General features: G+C 74.3%; 20 protein-coding genes and 1 pseudogene. 14 read left to right on the forward strand and 7 right to left on the reverse strand.

The window, feature by feature from the left end; all coding sequences use genetic code 11:
• Positions 1–10: 10 nt before the first annotated feature.
• Positions 11–670 carry a hypothetical protein gene (locus tag ACY34I_RS21475; protein WP_462756803.1) on the reverse strand — a complete coding sequence of 220 codons (660 nt, stop codon included), beginning with the start codon at positions 668–670 and terminating at the stop codon, positions 11–13.
• A 137-nt stretch (positions 671–807) separates the two neighbouring features.
• Between ACY34I_RS21475 and ACY34I_RS21480 the strand changes: the two genes are divergently transcribed.
• From ACY34I_RS21480 to ACY34I_RS21520, 9 genes are all read left to right on the forward strand, one after another.
• Complete coding sequence (locus tag ACY34I_RS21480) at positions 808–1,431, forward strand: TrmH family RNA methyltransferase (protein ID WP_462756805.1); 624 nt, start codon at positions 808–810, stop codon at positions 1,429–1,431.
• 62 nt (positions 1,432–1,493) lie between these two features.
• Entirely contained in the window at positions 1,494–2,192 is a 699-nt protein-coding gene (locus ACY34I_RS21485; RefSeq protein ID WP_462756807.1) for a DUF6758 family protein, read from the forward strand.
• A gap of 114 nt (positions 2,193–2,306) precedes the next feature.
• Complete coding sequence (locus tag ACY34I_RS21490) at positions 2,307–2,465, forward strand: hypothetical protein (RefSeq protein WP_007455302.1); 159 nt, start codon at positions 2,307–2,309, stop codon at positions 2,463–2,465.
• A 6-nt stretch (positions 2,466–2,471) separates the two neighbouring features.
• Entirely contained in the window at positions 2,472–3,347 is an 876-nt protein-coding gene (locus ACY34I_RS21495; protein WP_462756809.1) for a PH domain-containing protein, read from the forward strand.
• Positions 3,348–3,450: 103 nt separating this feature from the next.
• Complete coding sequence (locus tag ACY34I_RS21500; RefSeq protein ID WP_462756811.1) at positions 3,451–4,134, forward strand: SigE family RNA polymerase sigma factor; 684 nt, start codon at positions 3,451–3,453, stop codon at positions 4,132–4,134.
• A 137-nt stretch (positions 4,135–4,271) separates the two neighbouring features.
• Entirely contained in the window at positions 4,272–5,480 is a 1,209-nt protein-coding gene (locus ACY34I_RS21505; RefSeq protein ID WP_462756813.1) for a hypothetical protein, read from the forward strand.
• A 54-nt stretch (positions 5,481–5,534) separates the two neighbouring features.
• Entirely contained in the window at positions 5,535–6,401 is an 867-nt protein-coding gene (locus tag ACY34I_RS21510) for a PHP domain-containing protein (RefSeq protein ID WP_462756815.1), read from the forward strand.
• Between the two features lie 31 nt (positions 6,402–6,432).
• Positions 6,433–7,047 carry a MarC family protein gene (locus ACY34I_RS21515; RefSeq protein ID WP_148796757.1) on the forward strand — a complete coding sequence of 205 codons (615 nt, stop codon included), beginning with the start codon at positions 6,433–6,435 and terminating at the stop codon, positions 7,045–7,047.
• A 169-nt stretch (positions 7,048–7,216) separates the two neighbouring features.
• On the forward strand, positions 7,217–8,062 hold the full coding sequence (locus ACY34I_RS21520; RefSeq protein ID WP_462756853.1) for a RecB family exonuclease: 846 nt from the start codon (positions 7,217–7,219) through the stop codon (positions 8,060–8,062).
• A gap of 180 nt (positions 8,063–8,242) precedes the next feature.
• Here the strand turns inward: ACY34I_RS21520 and ACY34I_RS21525 are convergent, their stop codons facing one another.
• Both ACY34I_RS21525 and ACY34I_RS21530 read right to left on the reverse strand, forming a co-directional pair.
• Positions 8,243–9,097 carry an oxygenase MpaB family protein gene (locus tag ACY34I_RS21525; RefSeq protein WP_462756817.1) on the reverse strand — a complete coding sequence of 285 codons (855 nt, stop codon included), beginning with the start codon at positions 9,095–9,097 and terminating at the stop codon, positions 8,243–8,245.
• A 125-nt stretch (positions 9,098–9,222) separates the two neighbouring features.
• A complete protein-coding gene (locus tag ACY34I_RS21530) occupies positions 9,223–9,651 on the reverse strand; it encodes a Fur family transcriptional regulator (RefSeq protein WP_148796754.1) in 429 nt (142 codons plus the stop codon).
• A 204-nt stretch (positions 9,652–9,855) separates the two neighbouring features.
• Here ACY34I_RS21530 and ACY34I_RS21535 point away from each other — a divergent pair, with 204 nt between their 5' ends.
• Positions 9,856–10,338: a DUF2231 domain-containing protein gene (locus ACY34I_RS21535; protein WP_462756819.1), complete on the forward strand. Its 483-nt coding sequence runs from the start codon at positions 9,856–9,858 to the stop codon at positions 10,336–10,338.
• A gap of 15 nt (positions 10,339–10,353) precedes the next feature.
• Here the strand turns inward: ACY34I_RS21535 and ACY34I_RS21540 are convergent, their stop codons facing one another.
• Positions 10,354–10,983, reverse strand: coding sequence for a hypothetical protein (locus tag ACY34I_RS21540; protein ID WP_462756821.1), 630 nt, complete (start codon positions 10,981–10,983; stop codon positions 10,354–10,356).
• Between the two features lie 118 nt (positions 10,984–11,101).
• Here ACY34I_RS21540 and ACY34I_RS21545 point away from each other — a divergent pair, with 118 nt between their 5' ends.
• Positions 11,102–11,281, forward strand: coding sequence for a hypothetical protein (locus ACY34I_RS21545; RefSeq protein WP_462756859.1), 180 nt, complete (start codon positions 11,102–11,104; stop codon positions 11,279–11,281).
• A gap of 39 nt (positions 11,282–11,320) precedes the next feature.
• Here the strand turns inward: ACY34I_RS21545 and ACY34I_RS21550 are convergent, their stop codons facing one another.
• On the reverse strand, positions 11,321–11,815 hold the full coding sequence (locus tag ACY34I_RS21550) for a flagellar biosynthesis protein FlgA (RefSeq protein ID WP_462756823.1): 495 nt from the start codon (positions 11,813–11,815) through the stop codon (positions 11,321–11,323).
• A 491-nt stretch (positions 11,816–12,306) separates the two neighbouring features.
• Between ACY34I_RS21550 and ACY34I_RS21555 the strand changes: the two genes are divergently transcribed.
• The 3 genes from ACY34I_RS21555 (at position 12,307) to ACY34I_RS21565 (ending at position 14,524) form a co-directional block, all read left to right on the forward strand.
• Positions 12,307–13,059 carry a hypothetical protein gene (locus ACY34I_RS21555; RefSeq protein WP_462756825.1) on the forward strand — a complete coding sequence of 251 codons (753 nt, stop codon included), beginning with the start codon at positions 12,307–12,309 and terminating at the stop codon, positions 13,057–13,059.
• Positions 13,056–14,279, forward strand: a complete 1,224-nt coding sequence (locus ACY34I_RS21560) for a S8 family serine peptidase (RefSeq protein WP_462756827.1) — start codon at positions 13,056–13,058, stop codon at positions 14,277–14,279. The genes ACY34I_RS21555 and ACY34I_RS21560 overlap by 4 nt, the downstream gene beginning before the upstream one ends.
• A 77-nt stretch (positions 14,280–14,356) precedes the next feature.
• Positions 14,357–14,524, forward strand: coding sequence for a hypothetical protein (locus tag ACY34I_RS21565; protein ID WP_462756861.1), 168 nt, complete (start codon positions 14,357–14,359; stop codon positions 14,522–14,524).
• Between the two features lie 14 nt (positions 14,525–14,538).
• Here the strand turns inward: ACY34I_RS21565 and ACY34I_RS21570 are convergent.
• Positions 14,539–14,745, reverse strand: a pseudogene (locus tag ACY34I_RS21570) (FmdB family zinc ribbon protein); the annotation flags it as partial.
• 31 nt (positions 14,746–14,776) lie between these two features.
• On the reverse strand, positions 14,777–15,406 hold the full coding sequence (locus tag ACY34I_RS21575) for a 5-formyltetrahydrofolate cyclo-ligase (protein ID WP_462756829.1): 630 nt from the start codon (positions 15,404–15,406) through the stop codon (positions 14,777–14,779).
• Positions 15,407–15,447 lie beyond the last annotated feature (41 nt).

Genomic DNA, 15,447 nt, shown 5'->3' on the forward strand with positions numbered 1-15,447 from the left:
GTCGCCGTGGTCAGCCGCCCTTCTGCACGCCCTGCGCCTCGGCGAGCACCAGCCGGGCGATCACCTTTCCGGACTGGTCATAGAGGGTGCAGACCCCGCGCCGCCCGCCGGGCAGGTCCGCGGTCAGGGGCCAGCCCGCCCGTGCGGTCCAGAACAGCGTGTCGCCGGAGCCGCCGCCCCAGGGCGCCAGGGTGAGGGTGGCGGTCGGGTAGCCCGGCTGGGCGATGGTCGCCCGGGCCACCCGGGCCGAGGCGAATCCGTACGTGATCAGCCGGCCGTCCGGGGCGGGGCGCTCGCGTACCTCGAAGAAGGGCAGGGCCTGGGTGTCGCCGTAGGCCGAACGGAAGTCCTCGTCCTCGGGCATGCGGGGCAGATAGTGGCCGGTGCGCGTGTCGAACCAGGCGATGTCGATGAAGCGGCCGCTGGCGGCGGGGCTGAGCACCAACTCGTCGTCGCCGATCCGGATGCCGGTGCGCAGCACCCGGTCCGCCGGCTGGGCACTGGGATTCGGCCACGGTCCCGGAGTCGGCCCGGCGGTGCCCGAGCCTGACGAGGGGGCTGTCGGCGTCGCGCCGCCCGGCGCGGCCGTCCCGCTGGTCGGGCCGCAGCCCGCCGTCGCCAAGCCGGCGAGCAGCAGCGCCGTCGCGGTCCGCCGTACCCGTGTCCTCATCCCGCACCCCCGTCGATGGCCGAGAAGCGTAGGCGACCGGAGACCGCTTCGGAGGCCGTGCGGTGACGGACACCGGACACCGGCCCGCCGAACCCTCGCCGCGGGCGGCGCGGACCAGGCCGTACGCTCTGGAAACCGTGACCGACGACCAGCTCGACGTGGGTGTGGGGCCGTGGCCCGGCGACCCGCCGGACGACCCGCGGTACGACCCGGAGCTGCTCGCCGCGGGCGACCGGCGCAACGTGGTCGACCGCTACCGCTACTGGCGCCGGGAGGCCGTGGTGGCCGACCTGGACCGGCGCCGGCACGACTTCCACGTGGCCATCGAGAACTGGCAGCACGACTTCAACATCGGCACGGTGGTCCGCAACGCCAACGCCTTCCTCGCCGCCGAGGTGCACATCGTCGGGCGGCGGCGGTGGAACCGGCGCGGGGCCATGGTGACCGACCGCTACCAGCACGTCCGGCACCACCCGACGATCGAGGAGTTCGTGGCCTGGGCGGCGGCGCAGCGCCTGCCGGTGGTCGGCATCGACAACCTGCCCGGCTCGAAGCCGCTGGAGACCAGCACCCTGCCGCGCCGCTGCGTCCTCCTCTTCGGCCAGGAGGGACCGGGGCTGTCCGACGCCGCCCGCGCCGCCTGTGAGCAGCTCTTCTCCATCGCCCAGTACGGCTCGACCCGGTCGATCAATGCCGGGGTGGCCAGCGGCATCGCCATGCACGCTTGGATCCGGTCGTACGCCGGGCCGCCGCCGGACTGACCGGTTTCCCGGATCCCGCCGCTCCGCTTGACGCCCCGCCGCGCCGGGGCGACGGTGGAAACGTGAGCGTCGCGGTGAGTTGTCCGAGGTGCGCGGGCCCGGTCCGGGAGCCGGACCTGATGCACGGTGAGTCCCGATGCCTGCGCTGCGGTCCCGTGCCGCCGCTGCACGTTCCCGAGCGCATCGGTGCCGGGATCCTGACCAGCGTGGTGGAGCGGGTGGCCGCCGACGCCGAGCCGCCCGACCGGCGGGGCGTGCCGCTGTGGTGCCCGTGGCCGCTGCCCGCCGGGTGGACGCTGACCGGGGTGGCCTGGGCGGGCGACGACCGGAGCGGGGTACGCGCCACCGCGGTTGCCTGCGCCGGACCGGCCCCCCTCGACGGTGGACCGGCCGACCTGCTCTTCGTGGCCGAGGAGCCGGGCGTCGGGCTCGGGTCGCGCTTCGCCGGGCTGCCCGGTCCCGACCCGGGACCGCAGGTCGCGGAGGCGCTCGCGGACCCCGGCCCGGGTCACCCCGAACGGGTGCCGCACGCCAAGATCCGGGTGGGCGGCCACCCCACTCCACTGTGGCTCGTGAATTCACCAACGGATCGAAGTGCGTACGCTGGCGAGGCTCGGGGAATGTGGCTGCATGCGATAGCCTGGCCGGCGAGTGCGGGTCACCTCCTCGCGGAAGAAGTCGTGCTGCACGACCTCACCGAGTGGACTCCGCCCGAACTCGTGTACGGCGCACCATCCCCGTACCTGCACGGGCGGGCCTGACCGGCCCGCACGGACGGGTCGGGGAACGTACGCAGATATTCACTGTACGACACCATACTGATACTCTGGGTGCCACTGCGGTAAACCCGGCGCCGCGCGAGAGGATGGCCCGCTATGGTCAAGAAGGTCCTCACCTGGGCCGGCATCGCATTCTTGATCTTCTTCGTTGCGTACCGGCCGAACTCCGCCGCCGACGTGTTCAAGTCCCTCGGCGGCGGCATCATGGACATCGCGCAGGGCTTCGGCGACTTCTTCACCAGCCTGGTCGCCTAGCCGCCGATGGGAAGCCCCTCCGGTCCACCGTTCGACCCCGACGACCCCGATCGCGAGCGCCGGGAGCGCGACACCGAGCCCATCCCCCGGATCGAGCCCGACGAGGGTCCCGGCTTCGCCGCCGGAGCCGGCTACGGCGACGGCCCCTCCCTTTCGGACGACGCCGCCTTCGGTGACGGCCCCGGCTACGCCGGCGAGGGCCGCTCCGGCCGCGCCTGGATCCGCGACCCCGAGGGCGGCTACCAGCCGCCGCCGATCAGCGAGGAGGAGCTGGCCGGCCTGCGGGCCGACGCCAGCGGCGGGACGCCCCGTCGGGTGCTGCCGCTCGAGGACGAGCCGAGCCCATTGGCCGCGCGCTACCTGTTCCCCACCGAGCGGTTCCGCGGCGAGTGGAAGCGGCACTGGGTCTACATCGCCAAACCGCTGATCATCGGCATCCTGGCGACGTTCATTCTCGGCTACCTCTCCGGCTTCCTCGCCGGACGGCAGACCGGCGCGCTGACCACCGTCGCCGTGCTGCTGTGGTTCCTGGTGATGGGCTGGGTCGCCTGGCAGGTCGCCGAATGGTGGTACAACCGCTTCATCCTCACCAACAAACGGGTGATGGTGGTGGACGGCATCGTCACCCGACGGGTGGCCATGATGCCGCTCGTCCGGGTGACCGACATGAAATACGAGCAGTCGCCGGCCGGCCGGGCGCTCAACTACGGCACCTTCGTGCTGGAGTCGGCCGGTCAGGAGCAGGCGCTCCGTGAGATCAAGAGCCTGCCCAACCCGAACGAGCTCTACCTGCGCGTCGTCGAGGAGATGTACGAGCCGCAGGCCGTCGAGGCCCGGTTGGGCAAGGAGGCGGACGAGGCCAAGGCCGACGACGGCGCCTGAAGGTTTTCGTCCGAACATCGGAGAAACTGCACACCATTTGCCGTCGACCCGGCACCCCGGCACGTGGCAACCTGCGAGGCAGGACGGGGCGCGGAGGTGAGCGGTGGCGAGCAGGGACCCGCTGGAGGAGGAGTTCCGCGAGTTCGTCGCGGCCCGCTCCGGGGCCCTGCTGCGCACCGCGTACCTGCTGACCGGGGACTGGGCGACGGCCGAGGACCTGCTTCAGACCGCGCTGACCAAGACGTACCTGGCCTGGAAGCGGCTCGGCGGGATCGAGGCCATCGAGCCGTACGCCCGCCGGGTCATGGTCAACACCTCGACGAGCTGGTGGCGGCGGCGGTGGCACGGTGAGCGCCCGACCGAGGTGCTGCCCGAACGGGCCGGGGTCGACGAGATCGAGCAGCAGCTCGACCGGGACGCGCTCTGGCGACACCTGCAGGCGCTGCCGGCCCGGCAACGGGCCGTGCTGGTGCTCCGGTTCTACGAGGACATGTCCGAGGCGCAGACCGCCGCGCTGCTGGAGATCTCGCCCGGCACCGTGAAGAGCCAGACCTCCCGCGCGTTGAACACCCTGCGCCGCCGGCTGGGCTCCGAGGCCGCCCTCGGCCTGCCCACCGAGCCGGCGGCGGCCGCGCCGGCCCGGCCCGCGCGGCCTGCCGCCGCCCCGCCGGCACCACCCGCCGAACCGCCGGCGGCCAGCCGACCGCCGGTGGTCCGGCCGACCGCCCTCTCCGGCGGCCCAGCCGCCGTCCGCCGCGCCACCACCGTCCCGGTGGAGACCCGATGAGCGAGCGGAGCGAGCGGATCATCAGGCTCAATGCGTTGGTGCCTCATGGCGGTCCCGAGCACAGCGAGGGGGCCGCCATGAGCCGCACGCCGAATACCTGCGACAACCAGACGGGCGACCCGGAGCGTTCATTCCCTGTGACCGAGGACGAGCTGGAGCGGGCGCTGCGGGAGACGTTCACCCGTCGTGCCGAGACGCCACGCCCGCTCGCCGCCGACCCGGCCGGGGTGGCCCTCCGGCGGGCCCGGCGGACCGGCCGGCGCCGGGCGCTGACCGGCCTCGCCCTGGCCGGGATGGCCACGGCGCTGGTCACCACCGGCGTGGCCCAGCTCGGCGGGCCGGCCGGCCAGGGGCGCACCCCCACCGTGGTGCTCGGCGATCCGCGCGGCTTCACGCCCTCCCCGCTGCCCACCGCGTCCACCGCCCCGTCGCCGATGCCGGACCCGGTCCGCGCCGAACTGGACCTGGTCATCGGCTCCTGGCTGCACACCAGTGGGGGCGAGCGCCGGGAGCTGGCCGGTGCGGGCCCGATCGAACGAGCGCAGCGCGTCCCCGACTACGGCGGCTGGCTGATCACCTCGGCGGCCACCACGGCCGGCCGTACCCTCTGGTGGGTGCCGCCCAACGGCAGCCCGCCCCAGGTGCTGCTGGCCGGCGCGGACGCCGTCGCGGTCGCGGTGGACGGGCGGCAGGTGGCGTGGCGCGACGGGCCGGAACTCCACGCCGCCGGCCTGGTCGGCGGCCAGCTCGTCGCGACCACCCGGGCCGCGGCCCCGCAGGGGGCGGTGCCGGTCGGCTTCGCCGGCGACGCGGTCCTGATCCGGCAGCCCGGCCGGGGCGGGTTCAGCGTCTGGCGTCGGTCGGCGGGCGGCTTGCCGGGCGCCGCGAACCGGGACGTGCTCAACGTCTACGGCGAGCTGCCCGACGGCCGGGTGGTCGGCCAGGTCTCCGCCGGCACGCCCCGGCGCCCCTGCCTGGCCCTGCTCGACCCGGCCCGCGCCCTCGCCACCGTCCGCACCGGCTGCGGGCCGCAACTCGCCACCGACGGCCTCGGCGGGGTCTCCGGCGACGGGCGGTGGCTGCTGGTGAACGGCACGCGGAAGAACGCCCTCCTGGTCGACCTCGGCACCCTGGGCGCGACCGTCGCGGCCCGAGCGGCCGGACCGGCGGTGACCGGTGTGGTGGCGTGGAGCCGCGGCGGGGTCGCCCTGCACGTCGACGCCGCCGGCCAACTGGTCCGGGTCCGCCCGGACCGGGTGCTGGCCGGCGAACGTCCCACCGGGTCGCCGGTCGACGGGGTCGACCCGGGCGAGCGCCCGGTGGTGGTGGCCGACATCCGCTCCTGACCGGCGTGCCGCCCGCGGCGGCGTGGGGCGTGGCCGGGCGGTAGCGTCGGCGGGGTGACCTCGGCCGCCCGGATCGACCTGCACGCCCACTCCACCGCCAGTGACGGCACCCTCAGCCCGGCCGAGCTGGTCCGGGCCGCCGCCGAGGCCGGTCTCGACGTCGTGGCGATCACCGATCACGACACCACGGCCGGCTGGGACGCCGCGGTCCGCGCGCTGCCGTCCGGGCTCACCCTGGTCCGGGGCGCGGAGCTCTCCTGCCGGTGGCACGGCGTCGAGCCGGCGCTGCCGCTGCACCTGCTCGCGTACCTCTTCGACCCGGCGGAGCCGGAGCTGGTCGCGGAGCTGGCCCGGGTCCGGCGCGCCCGGGAGGAGCGCGGCGAGCGGATCGTCCGGCTGCTGCAGGCCGACGGGATCAAGGTGAGCTGGCGGGAGATCCTGGCCGGCGCGGCCGGCGGGTCGGTCGGCCGCCCGCACATCGCGCAGGCACTGATCCGGGCCGGGCTGGTCGCCACCACCAGCGAGGCGTTCGGGCCGGACTGGCTGGGGGAGCGGTACCGGCTGCCCAAGGAGGACATCGACGTGTTCCGGGCGGTGGCGCTGGTCCGGGCGGCCGGCGGAGTCCCGGTCTTCGCCCACCCCCGGGCCAGCCGGCGCGGCCGGATCGTGCCGGACGAGCTGATCGCCGACCTGGCGGCGGCCGGCCTGGCCGGCCTGGAGGCCGACCACGAGGACCACACGCCGGCCGAGCGCGCGCACGTCCGCGGGCTCGCCGCCGAGCTGGGCCTGCTGGTCACCGGGTCGTCGGACTTCCACGGGACGCACAAGACGGTCCGGCTCGGCGCGCACACCACCGACCCCGGGGCATACGAGCGGATCGTGGCCGCGGCTAGCGGGGTGACCCCAGTCGCTTCAGGCTGAAGCCTCCGGGCGGCGCGGCTACCGTGTCCGGGTGGATCTCAAGCTCTTCGGCGAGGTCTTCGTGACCCTGCTGGTGATCGTCGACCCGCCCGGCATGTTGCCGATCTTCCTGGCGCTTACCGGCCCGCTCCCCGCCCGGGACCGGAACCGGGCCGCCTGGCAGGCCGTGGCGCTGGCGCTCGGGGTGATCGTGGTGTTCGCCGTGGCCGGGCAGACGCTCCTGGCCTACCTGCACGTCTCCCTGCCGGCGTTGCAGGCCGCCGGCGGGCTGCTGCTGGTGCTGGTCGCGTTGGAGCTGTTGACCGGCAAGGCCGACGACCCGAGCCAGCCGACCACGTCCAACATCGCCCTGGTGCCGCTGGGCACCCCGCTGCTGGCCGGGCCGGGTGCCATCGTCGCCACCATGCTCTTCGTGCAGCGGGCCGGCGGGCCCACCGACTACCTCGCGATCGCCCTCGCGATCGTCGCGGTGATGGTCACGGTCTGGCTGGCGCTGCGCTTCTCCGGCGTGATCGTCAAGATCCTGCGGCCCGGCGGCATCGAGGTGCTCACCCGGATCGCCGGGCTGCTGCTGGCCGCCATCGCGGTGCAGCTCATCGCCGACGCGATCGCCGCATTCGTGACCCACTTCATCACCATGCGCTGACCCGCCGGCGCCTCGCTGCCGGCCGCGTCGTCGGCCCGCCGGCGGCGGTCTGTCGTACCGGGGTGGCAGGATCGCAGGCGTGCGACGACCCTCCTCGACCGGACGACCGACCGGTGGCCGCCCGCCCCGACCTCGCGCCGAGCAGGCCGAGCAGCTCGGCTTCGAGGGCATGCCGGAACGCCTCTTCGTCTGCACCCCCAGCAAACTCGGGGCGTATGTGGACTGCCCCCGGCGCTACCGCTACGCGTACGTCGACCGGCCCGCGCCGCCCAAGGGTCCGCCGTGGGCGCACAACTCGCTGGGCGCCAGCGTCCACACCGCCCTGAAGAACTGGTACGCGCTCGCGCCGGACCGTCGCCGCCCCGAGGCGCTGGCCACCCTGCTCAAGGGCACCTGGGTGCGCGAGGGCTACCGCGACGAGGAGCAGGAGCGGGACGCCTTCCGCCGGGCGCTGGCCTGGCTGGAGTCGTACGTCGCTGGCCTCGACCCGGCCGACGAGCCGGTCGGGGTGGAACGGGTCGTCGCCGTGAAGACCGCGGTGCTCGCCCTGAACGGCCGCGCCGACCGGATCGACTCCCGCCCGGGCCCCGACGGGCGGCCCGAGCTGGTCATCGTCGACTACAAGACCGGCCGCGCCGGGCTGGACGCCGACGACGCCCGCGGCTCGCAGGCCCTGGCCCTCTACGCGTACGCGGCCGAGCGGGTGTTCCGCCGGCCGTGTCGCCGGGTCGAGCTGCACCACCTGCCCACCGGCACGGTCGCCGCGCACGAGCACACGCCCGAGTCGCTGCAGCGGCAGCTGACCCGGGCCGAGGAGACCGCCCGGGACATCGTGGCCGCCGAGCGGGCGGTCGCCGACGGCGCCGACCCGGACGAGGAGTTCCCCGCCACCCCGGGGCCGCGCTGCGGCTGGTGCGACTACCGGCGCAGCTGCCCGGCGGGTGCGCAGACCCCCGGCAAGGACCCGTGGGCGGCCATGGATCGGCCCGCCGAACCCGCCTCCGACCTGGGCTGACTCCTCCTCGCCCCCGTTTCCTGGCCCACCCCGGCGCGTCGCCGGTGGCACGCACGCTGAGCTGCCAAGATCCGTGCACGCGCGGTTCTTGGACGGGTGCCCCGGCCAGGCTGCGGGACGCGGTATCTGGCGCTGTCCGGGCGGCCGGATGGCGCGGTTCGCCGTAGCCGGACCAGCGGTCTAGGCGGCGATGCCGAGACGGGCGGCGCGCTCCTTCGCGGCCTGCTGCAACGGCCCCTCCCGGTAGCGGCGCGGCACCGCCGTTAGCGCGAGCCGCAGTGCCCGGACGCTGAGGTCCGCGGAGAGCGCGGTGGTGGGTAGGCCCAGGCCGCCGTACAGCCGCCGGGCCCACGCCGGCAGCAGCGCCAGCGCGGTGCCGGCGATCCCCAGGTACGCCCAGCGTGGCGGGCCGAGATGCAGGCCGAGCTTCACCGGCAGGCTGAGCTTCCACGGGATCGGCGGGGCGGTCAGGAACAGGGCGGTCTCCGCCGCCTCCTTGGTCATCCGCAGGTCAGCACGGATGCGCCGGTAGTAGTCGGCCACCTCGGCGGCGGTGCCCGGCACGTCGGCCGGGTCCAGCCCGACCAGGGCCGCCGTCCGGCGCTGCTCGGTGTAGTAGCCGTCGATCTCGGCGTCGGTCAGGGCGAGCCCGGCCCGGCGGGCGGTGCTCACGAAGGACTCGACCTCGGCGACGTGCACCCAGCGCAGCAGCTCCGGGTCGTCGATCCGGAACTCCTCCCCGGTCACCGGGTCGGTGGCCCGCATCCGGGCGTGCAGCGTACGCAGCCGGCGGCCGGCGGCTTCCGCCTGGGCCGTGGTGCCGTAGACCGTCGTCGCCACGTAGGTGGCGGTCCGCACCAGCCGGCCCCACGCGTCGGTGCGGTAGTTGCTGTTCTGGGCGACCCCGGCCATCGCCCGGGGGTGCAGCGCCTGGAGGTAGAGCGAGCGGAGGCCGGCGACGATCAGGACCGGCTCCTCGTGCACCTTCCACGTGACCGATCCGGGACCGAAGAGGCCGAGGTCATCCGAGTCCACCGCCCAAGAGTGCCACGCCTCCGGCCGCCCTCGCGTGCCCTGGTGGCAGCCGCGGGCGGGCTGGTCGGGCGTGGGCGTGGCGCGCCGAGGCGACGGGTCTGGCGTTCCCCGACTCCGCCGAGCAGTCAGTCGTCGGCGGAGCGGCGGGTCTGGCAGGCGGGGCAGAGACCCCAGAAGGTCACTTCCGCCTCGTCCACCTCGAAGCCGTGCGCGGTGTTCGGGTCCAGGCAGGGCGCGTCGCCGGTCGCGCAGTCGACGTCGGCGATCTCGCCGCAGCCCCGGCACACCACGTGGTGGTGGTTGTCCCCGGCGCGCGCCTCGTACCGGGCGGGACTGCCGGCCGGCTCGATGCGGCGGGAGAGCCCGGCTCGGGAGAGCGCGCCGAGCACGTCGTACACCGCCTGGGTGGAGACCGAGTCGAGGCGCTCACGGACGCGACGGGTGATCTCGTCGACCTCCAGGTGGCCGCCGGCGGCGAGCACGTCCAGCACGGCGAGCCGCGGTCGGGTGACCCGCAGGCCCTTCGACCGGAGCAGTTCCTCACCGCTTGACATGCAGCAATGACAGCACGGGCGCCGTTGACCGACAAGTGACGCCTGGTAAGGGTGGCCCCGACCACAGGCCGGGCGGGGCGTGGCCGGGGCGGACTGAACCGGCCGGACATGTTGCGCGTGGTACTGGTTCGTCAGCTGCGTCGTGGGCCTGCCATCGACGTACCCTGACTGCCGCGGAAGGCGCATCCACTGCCGGAGGTGTCGGTGTTCAAGGAAATCAACGGTCTACCGGGCCACGTCCTGATCGTGCACGCCGTCGTGGTGTTCGTACCGCTGCTGGCGCTGCTGGCCTCCGCCTACGGGCTGCTGCCACGATGGCGGTCCCGCTTCGGCTGGGCGGTCGCCGTGCTCGCCGTGGTAACCCCGATCGCGACCTGGTTGGCCACCGAATCAGGCGAGGCGTTCGAGGAGGTCCAGCGGGAGAGGGGCGCCGGCGGCGAGTTTCTCGACAAGATCCACCAGCACTCCGAGTACGGCGACAACCTGCTCTGGTTCGTCCTCGGACTGGCCGTGGCGGCGCTCCTGCTCCTGCTGGTGACCGGTGGCTACCCTCGGGCCCGCAGCCTGCCCCGGTGGCTGGCCCCCGTCCTCACCGGCGTGGTGGTCGTCCTCGCCGTGTTCGCGCTGCTGTACGTCTACCTGACCGGTGACAGCGGCGCCCAGCTGGTGTGGAGCGGTCAGGTCTGACACCGGACGGCCGGCTCAGAAGATCACCCGCGAGCAGAGCAGGCACGTCAGGATCACCAGCACCACCCCGGCGACCGCCCCGATGCCGTAGGTGAGTCGCTGGGCCTGCTGCTCCGCCTGGTCCATGGCGGCCATGTCCTGGGGAGGCAACCGCCGGGGCGGCGCGGGCTGCAGGTGCACCGGAGGTCGCCAGCCGGGCGGGGGAGGGGTGGTCGGCGGCGGCCCCGGGTAGCCGCTGGCCGGCGCGTTGCTCGCCGGCCAGGCACCCGCGCCGGGCTGGCCGCCTGCGCCCGGCCAGCCGCCCGCGTCCGGCTGGCCGCTGCTGTCGGCCGGTGCCGGGCCGGCTCCGGGTGCGCTGGTCGGCTCCGGCCGGGCCCACGGACTCTCCGACGCGCCGGACCAGTAGCGGTCGGCCTGGCTCATGCCGGACCGGGAATCGGGCGATGCGTCGGCCCGGGGACTGCCGGACTCGGACGGGTCGGCCGCGGCGGGCTGCCCGGAACTCGACGCCGGGCCGCCGGACTCGGCCGCGGCGGCGACTACCTCGGCCGCCCGCCCGCCGCCGTTGACGTGGCCGGTCGCCTGGTCCGGCGTCGGGCGTCGCCAGAACTCGTCCTCGGGGCTGCCATCGCTCGACGTCGTCACGCCGTCCGACGCTACCAACGCCCCGGCCGCACGGCCCGCCGGACGCGGCGGGCGAGCCACGCCGAGCCGGCGCGTGGGCTGGTCGAGCTGGTGCCGTTCGCCGGTATCCTTGCCTCTCGTGGACGATCCCGGGATGCGTGGCGCGCGCGGCGACGACGACCGCGTGGTCGACCTCAGCGACGACTTCGCGGTGCTGCCCGAGCAGACCAGCGACGACACGGACCATGGCTGGGGTGAGCGACCCAGCGGCAACAACGACGACTGGCTGCTCGCCGAGCGCCCGCCACACTGGGGCTGACCGCCCACGGGTCGCGTCATCTGGCGTGACTGCTGCCGGTCATCCGCGTACCACCACCGCGAAGCGGCTGCCCTCGGGCACGCCGACGGCCTGCTGCGCCTGCTCGGGCCGGAGCGCCAGGTAGAGCGCGGAGGAGCCGTCGACCGCCCCGCCGCCGACCACGTCGAGCACCAGCGCCCGCGGCGCGAGCAGCTTCGCCTCCTTGCCGGCCGCACCGGCCGGTACGACCAGCAGGTCGACCCGGGCGCCCGGGCGGAGCACGGCGAGCGCGGCCGGCTCGGCCAGCCGGACCGGCACGCCGACCGAGCCGCTGGGCAGGGGCAGCGCGGCGGTCGACTGCCCGGGGCCAGGGCTCGCCGGACTCGTGGCCGGGGTGGGGCCGGCCGGGGCCCTGCTCGGCGGACAGCCGGCGGGTGTCTGGAGGACGGCGGCGGTTAGGCCGAGCAGCACGGCGACCACCGCCACCCGGAGCAGGGTCCCGCCGCGCGGCAGCCCGCGCCAGCGCACCGGCTGCAGTGATCCCTCGCCCGCCACCCGCGTCCCTCCCGCCCGACACCCGCTCAGACGGGTAGCAGGCTAGGAATCCGGGGTGAAGTGGCGCTGCCCCGGCAGGCCGCCCTGTGGAAAACCAGCCCGCCTGTGGACAACCTCCGGCCGCCGCCGGCCCGTGGTAGCTGCTGATCACGGATGGGCAGCGGGGTGTGCTGCTCGGCGGTGGGTCTGAGCCGGTCGGCCGGTGTGGGGCGTTCCCAGGGTCTGCGACAGCCGGGCGGGCCGGACGAAACGGGAAATCGGCGCTTGCCATGATCTTGCCCAAACGCCCGCGCCAGGTATCAGGTTGAGCTAGCCGGCCGGGCGCCCGGCGTACGCCGGCCGGTGCAGGAAGGACCGCGTTGTCATACCCTCAGCCACCCCAGTCGTTTCCGGGGCCGCCGCCCCCACCGGGTTATCCCGCGATGCCACCCCCACCGGGTTATCCCGCGATGCCACCCCCACCAGCACCGGCCGGAGCGCCCCTGTACGGGATGCCGCCCGGTCGCCTGCCGGTGCCGCCGGTCAAGCGGAAGGGGACGAAGCGCAAGGTCTTCGGCATCGTGTTCGCGGCGCTCAGTATCTTTCCCCTGCTGCTCGGCGGTGTCGTCGTCCTGCAGGCCTACAAGAACCACCAGATCCAGGTCTCGAACGATGCCTTCGCCCCGGTGGCCTGGCACAACCTGAAGGCCGACCAGATCTTCCCCGACTACCTCGGCTGGCCACGCGGCGACGAGGAGACCCGCGCGTGGTCGCGACAGGGGATCGCCAAGGAGGCGTCCTGCAACGAGGCGCTCCGGAAGGATTTCGCGAAAGCCGTCGCGGCGAAGGGCTGCAAGACGGCACTGCGTGCGACGTACGTGCACATCGGCGGGGACGTAGCGGCGACCATCGCGCTCGTCGTGCTCGATTCCTCCGGCGGGGCCGAGGCCGTCGCTGAGGAGTTCTCCTGGGCCAAAGACCCCGGACCGCTGGTCTTTCCCGTAGCGGTTCCCGGCACGCTCGCCGCGAAGTGGGTCAAGGAGCGGGCCCTCGCCGGCGGCGCGAGCGGGGTCGGGGGTGACCTGCCCTACGTGGCGGCGATCTCGGTCGGCCCGGCCGACGGCACCCGGGACATCGGGGTCCTGCCGAAGGAGTGGCGGCTGGACGGCGAGGAAGAGACGCACGGCTACGCGAGCACGTCCGACATCCTGCTGCGCGGGTTCGCCCACGAGCTGGACAGCACGATCATGGGGCGGGGTCAGTGAGCAAGCTTTCGTCACGGGTCCGCCAGTTGGTCGCCGTCCCGGCCGTGCTCGCCGCGACCGCCGGCGTCGTCGCCGTCACTCCGAGCCCGGCCCTCGCGGCGTCGAACGGGTGGGAACTGGCGGCGCTCTCCGTACCGGCCGCGCACAAGATCAGCAAGGGCGAAGGGGTCACGGTCGCCGTCATCGACACCGGGATCCGCACGGACCACAAGGCGCTGCGCGGCCGAGCCACCGAGGGCACCGACTTCCTCGCCGAAACGGACCAGAAGGAGTCGTGGTACGGCCGCCACGGCACCTCCATGGCATCCAGCGTGCTGGATGTCGCACCGGCCGCCAAGGTGCTGGGCTTCCGCGCCATCCGCGACCGGGAGGATCCGGACTACAAGACCTGGCTGGAGGGGATCGAGCACTACGGCGAGAACCCGGAGCAGGAGGCGCGCGAAGGGGTGGCGGTGGAGCGGGCGATCCGTGCCGCAGCCGACCAGGGCGTGCAGGTGATCTCCTTGTCGCTCGGCAGTGAGACATCTCTCGGGGCCTACGTTCACCGCGAAGCCGAGGCGATCGCGTACGCCCTGTCGAAGGGCGTGGTGGTGATCGCCGGTGCCGGCAACGCGGGTGACGAGCTCAACGAGTTGTCCTACCCGGCGGCGTACCCGGGGGTGATCGCCGTCGGCGCGGCCACCCCACGGGGCACGCGGGCGGAGTTCTCCCAGGTCCACAACTACGTCGACGTCGTCACGCCCGGGGTGGAGATCTACTCCGCCAAGATCGGCGGCGGGCGCAAGAAGGTCCAGGGCACCTCGTCGGCCACTGCGCTCGCCGCGGGCGTCGCGGCGCTGATCGTGGCGAAGTATCCCGATCTGTCGCCGCGCCAGGTCGAACAGCTCCTCGAGCAGACCGCCTCGACCTACCGGAAGGGGCACAACCCGCAGACCGGGTACGGCGTGGTCGACGCCGAAGCCGCGCTCAAGGCGGCCGCCCGCCTCAAGCCCGGCAGCGCCGCCCTGCCGGTCGGCAAGGAGGGCGTGGGCGGCCACTTCGGCCCCGGCGACGACGGCACCCCACTGCGCATCGGGCAGCCGTGGGACACGTCGTACCTGGTCGTCGGCGGCATCGGCGGCGGGCTCGGACTGCTCGGTCTGGCCCTCGGCCTGATCCTGTTCCTCGCCGGCCGCCGGGCCGCGGCGCGCAGCGGGCCACCGGTCCCCGCGCCACGCTAGTCACCAGCACGGCAGAGGGGTGGGCCCGCGCTCGCGGTGCCCACCCCTCTGCCGTGTGAGGCCTGGTTCAGGAGGAGGTGCTGGCGGCCGGGGCCTTGGTGGACGAGCCGCTGCTCGAGCTGGTCGAGCCGTTCGACGAACCGGACGTGCTCGACGAGCTGCTGGACGACGACTCGGACTTCGCCGGCGTGCTCGTGGTGCTCGTGGCGGTGTCGGAACCGGACGAGCGGGAGTCGGTGCGGTAGAAGCCGGAGCCCTTGAACACGATGCCGACCGAGTTGAAGAGCTTGCGCAGCTGCCCCTCACACGCCGGGCACTCGGTCAGCGGCTCGTCAGAGAAAGACTGCACCGCCTCGAGCTGGTGGCCGCACGCGGTGCAGGCGTACTGGTACGTGGGCACGTTCTCCTCCGGATCTTGGCACGGCCGGTTGGCACTCGACGCTTCCGAGTGCCAATGGTGCGTCATCGGCGAGGATTCGTCCAGCGGAAGTGTGCCGTCAGACAACCGTCGCCGGGGCCAGCGTACGCAGGCCGTCGGTGGGGGTGATCACGGCGCGGACCGGTCGGTCGTGCGGCTGCGCGGGCACCACCTCGACCAGCTCACCGTCGTGCAGCAGCGCTACGGTCAGGGTCGCCGCCGGCACCCGGGCCAGCGCCCGGTCGTACGAGCCGCCGCCCCGGCCCAGCCGGATCCCCCGGCGGTCCACCGCCAGGGCCGGCACGATCACCAGGTCGGCCTCGGCCACGACGTCCGGGCCGCGAAGGGGGCCGGTCGGCTCGCGCAGGCCCCGACCGGCGGCTCGCAGCGACCCCGCGTCGGTGTACGCGGCCCAGTCCAGGTCCAGGTCGTCGCGGAGTACCGGCAGCAGCAGCTCTCCCGCGGGCGGCAGCGCGGCGCGCAGCACCGCCGGCAGGTCGCTCCCGCCCGGCTCCGAGCCGACCGGCACGTACGCGGTCATCCGGGCCGGGCGGAGCCGGCGTACCAGCGAGGTCAGCTCGGCCTGGACGCGCGCCACCGCTGCCGCCCGGGACGGCGCGGGCAGCGACCGGCGGTGAGCGAGCAGCGCGACCCGCAACTCCCGCTTCGCAGCATGTGTCGCATCCGCTTCATCCGTAAATTCCGGCACGCAACACTCCTGACGCAACGCTTGTCTCCCCGTCGCTCTGT

This window comes from Micromonospora sp. RTBAU3-60, from assembly GCF_054963695.1.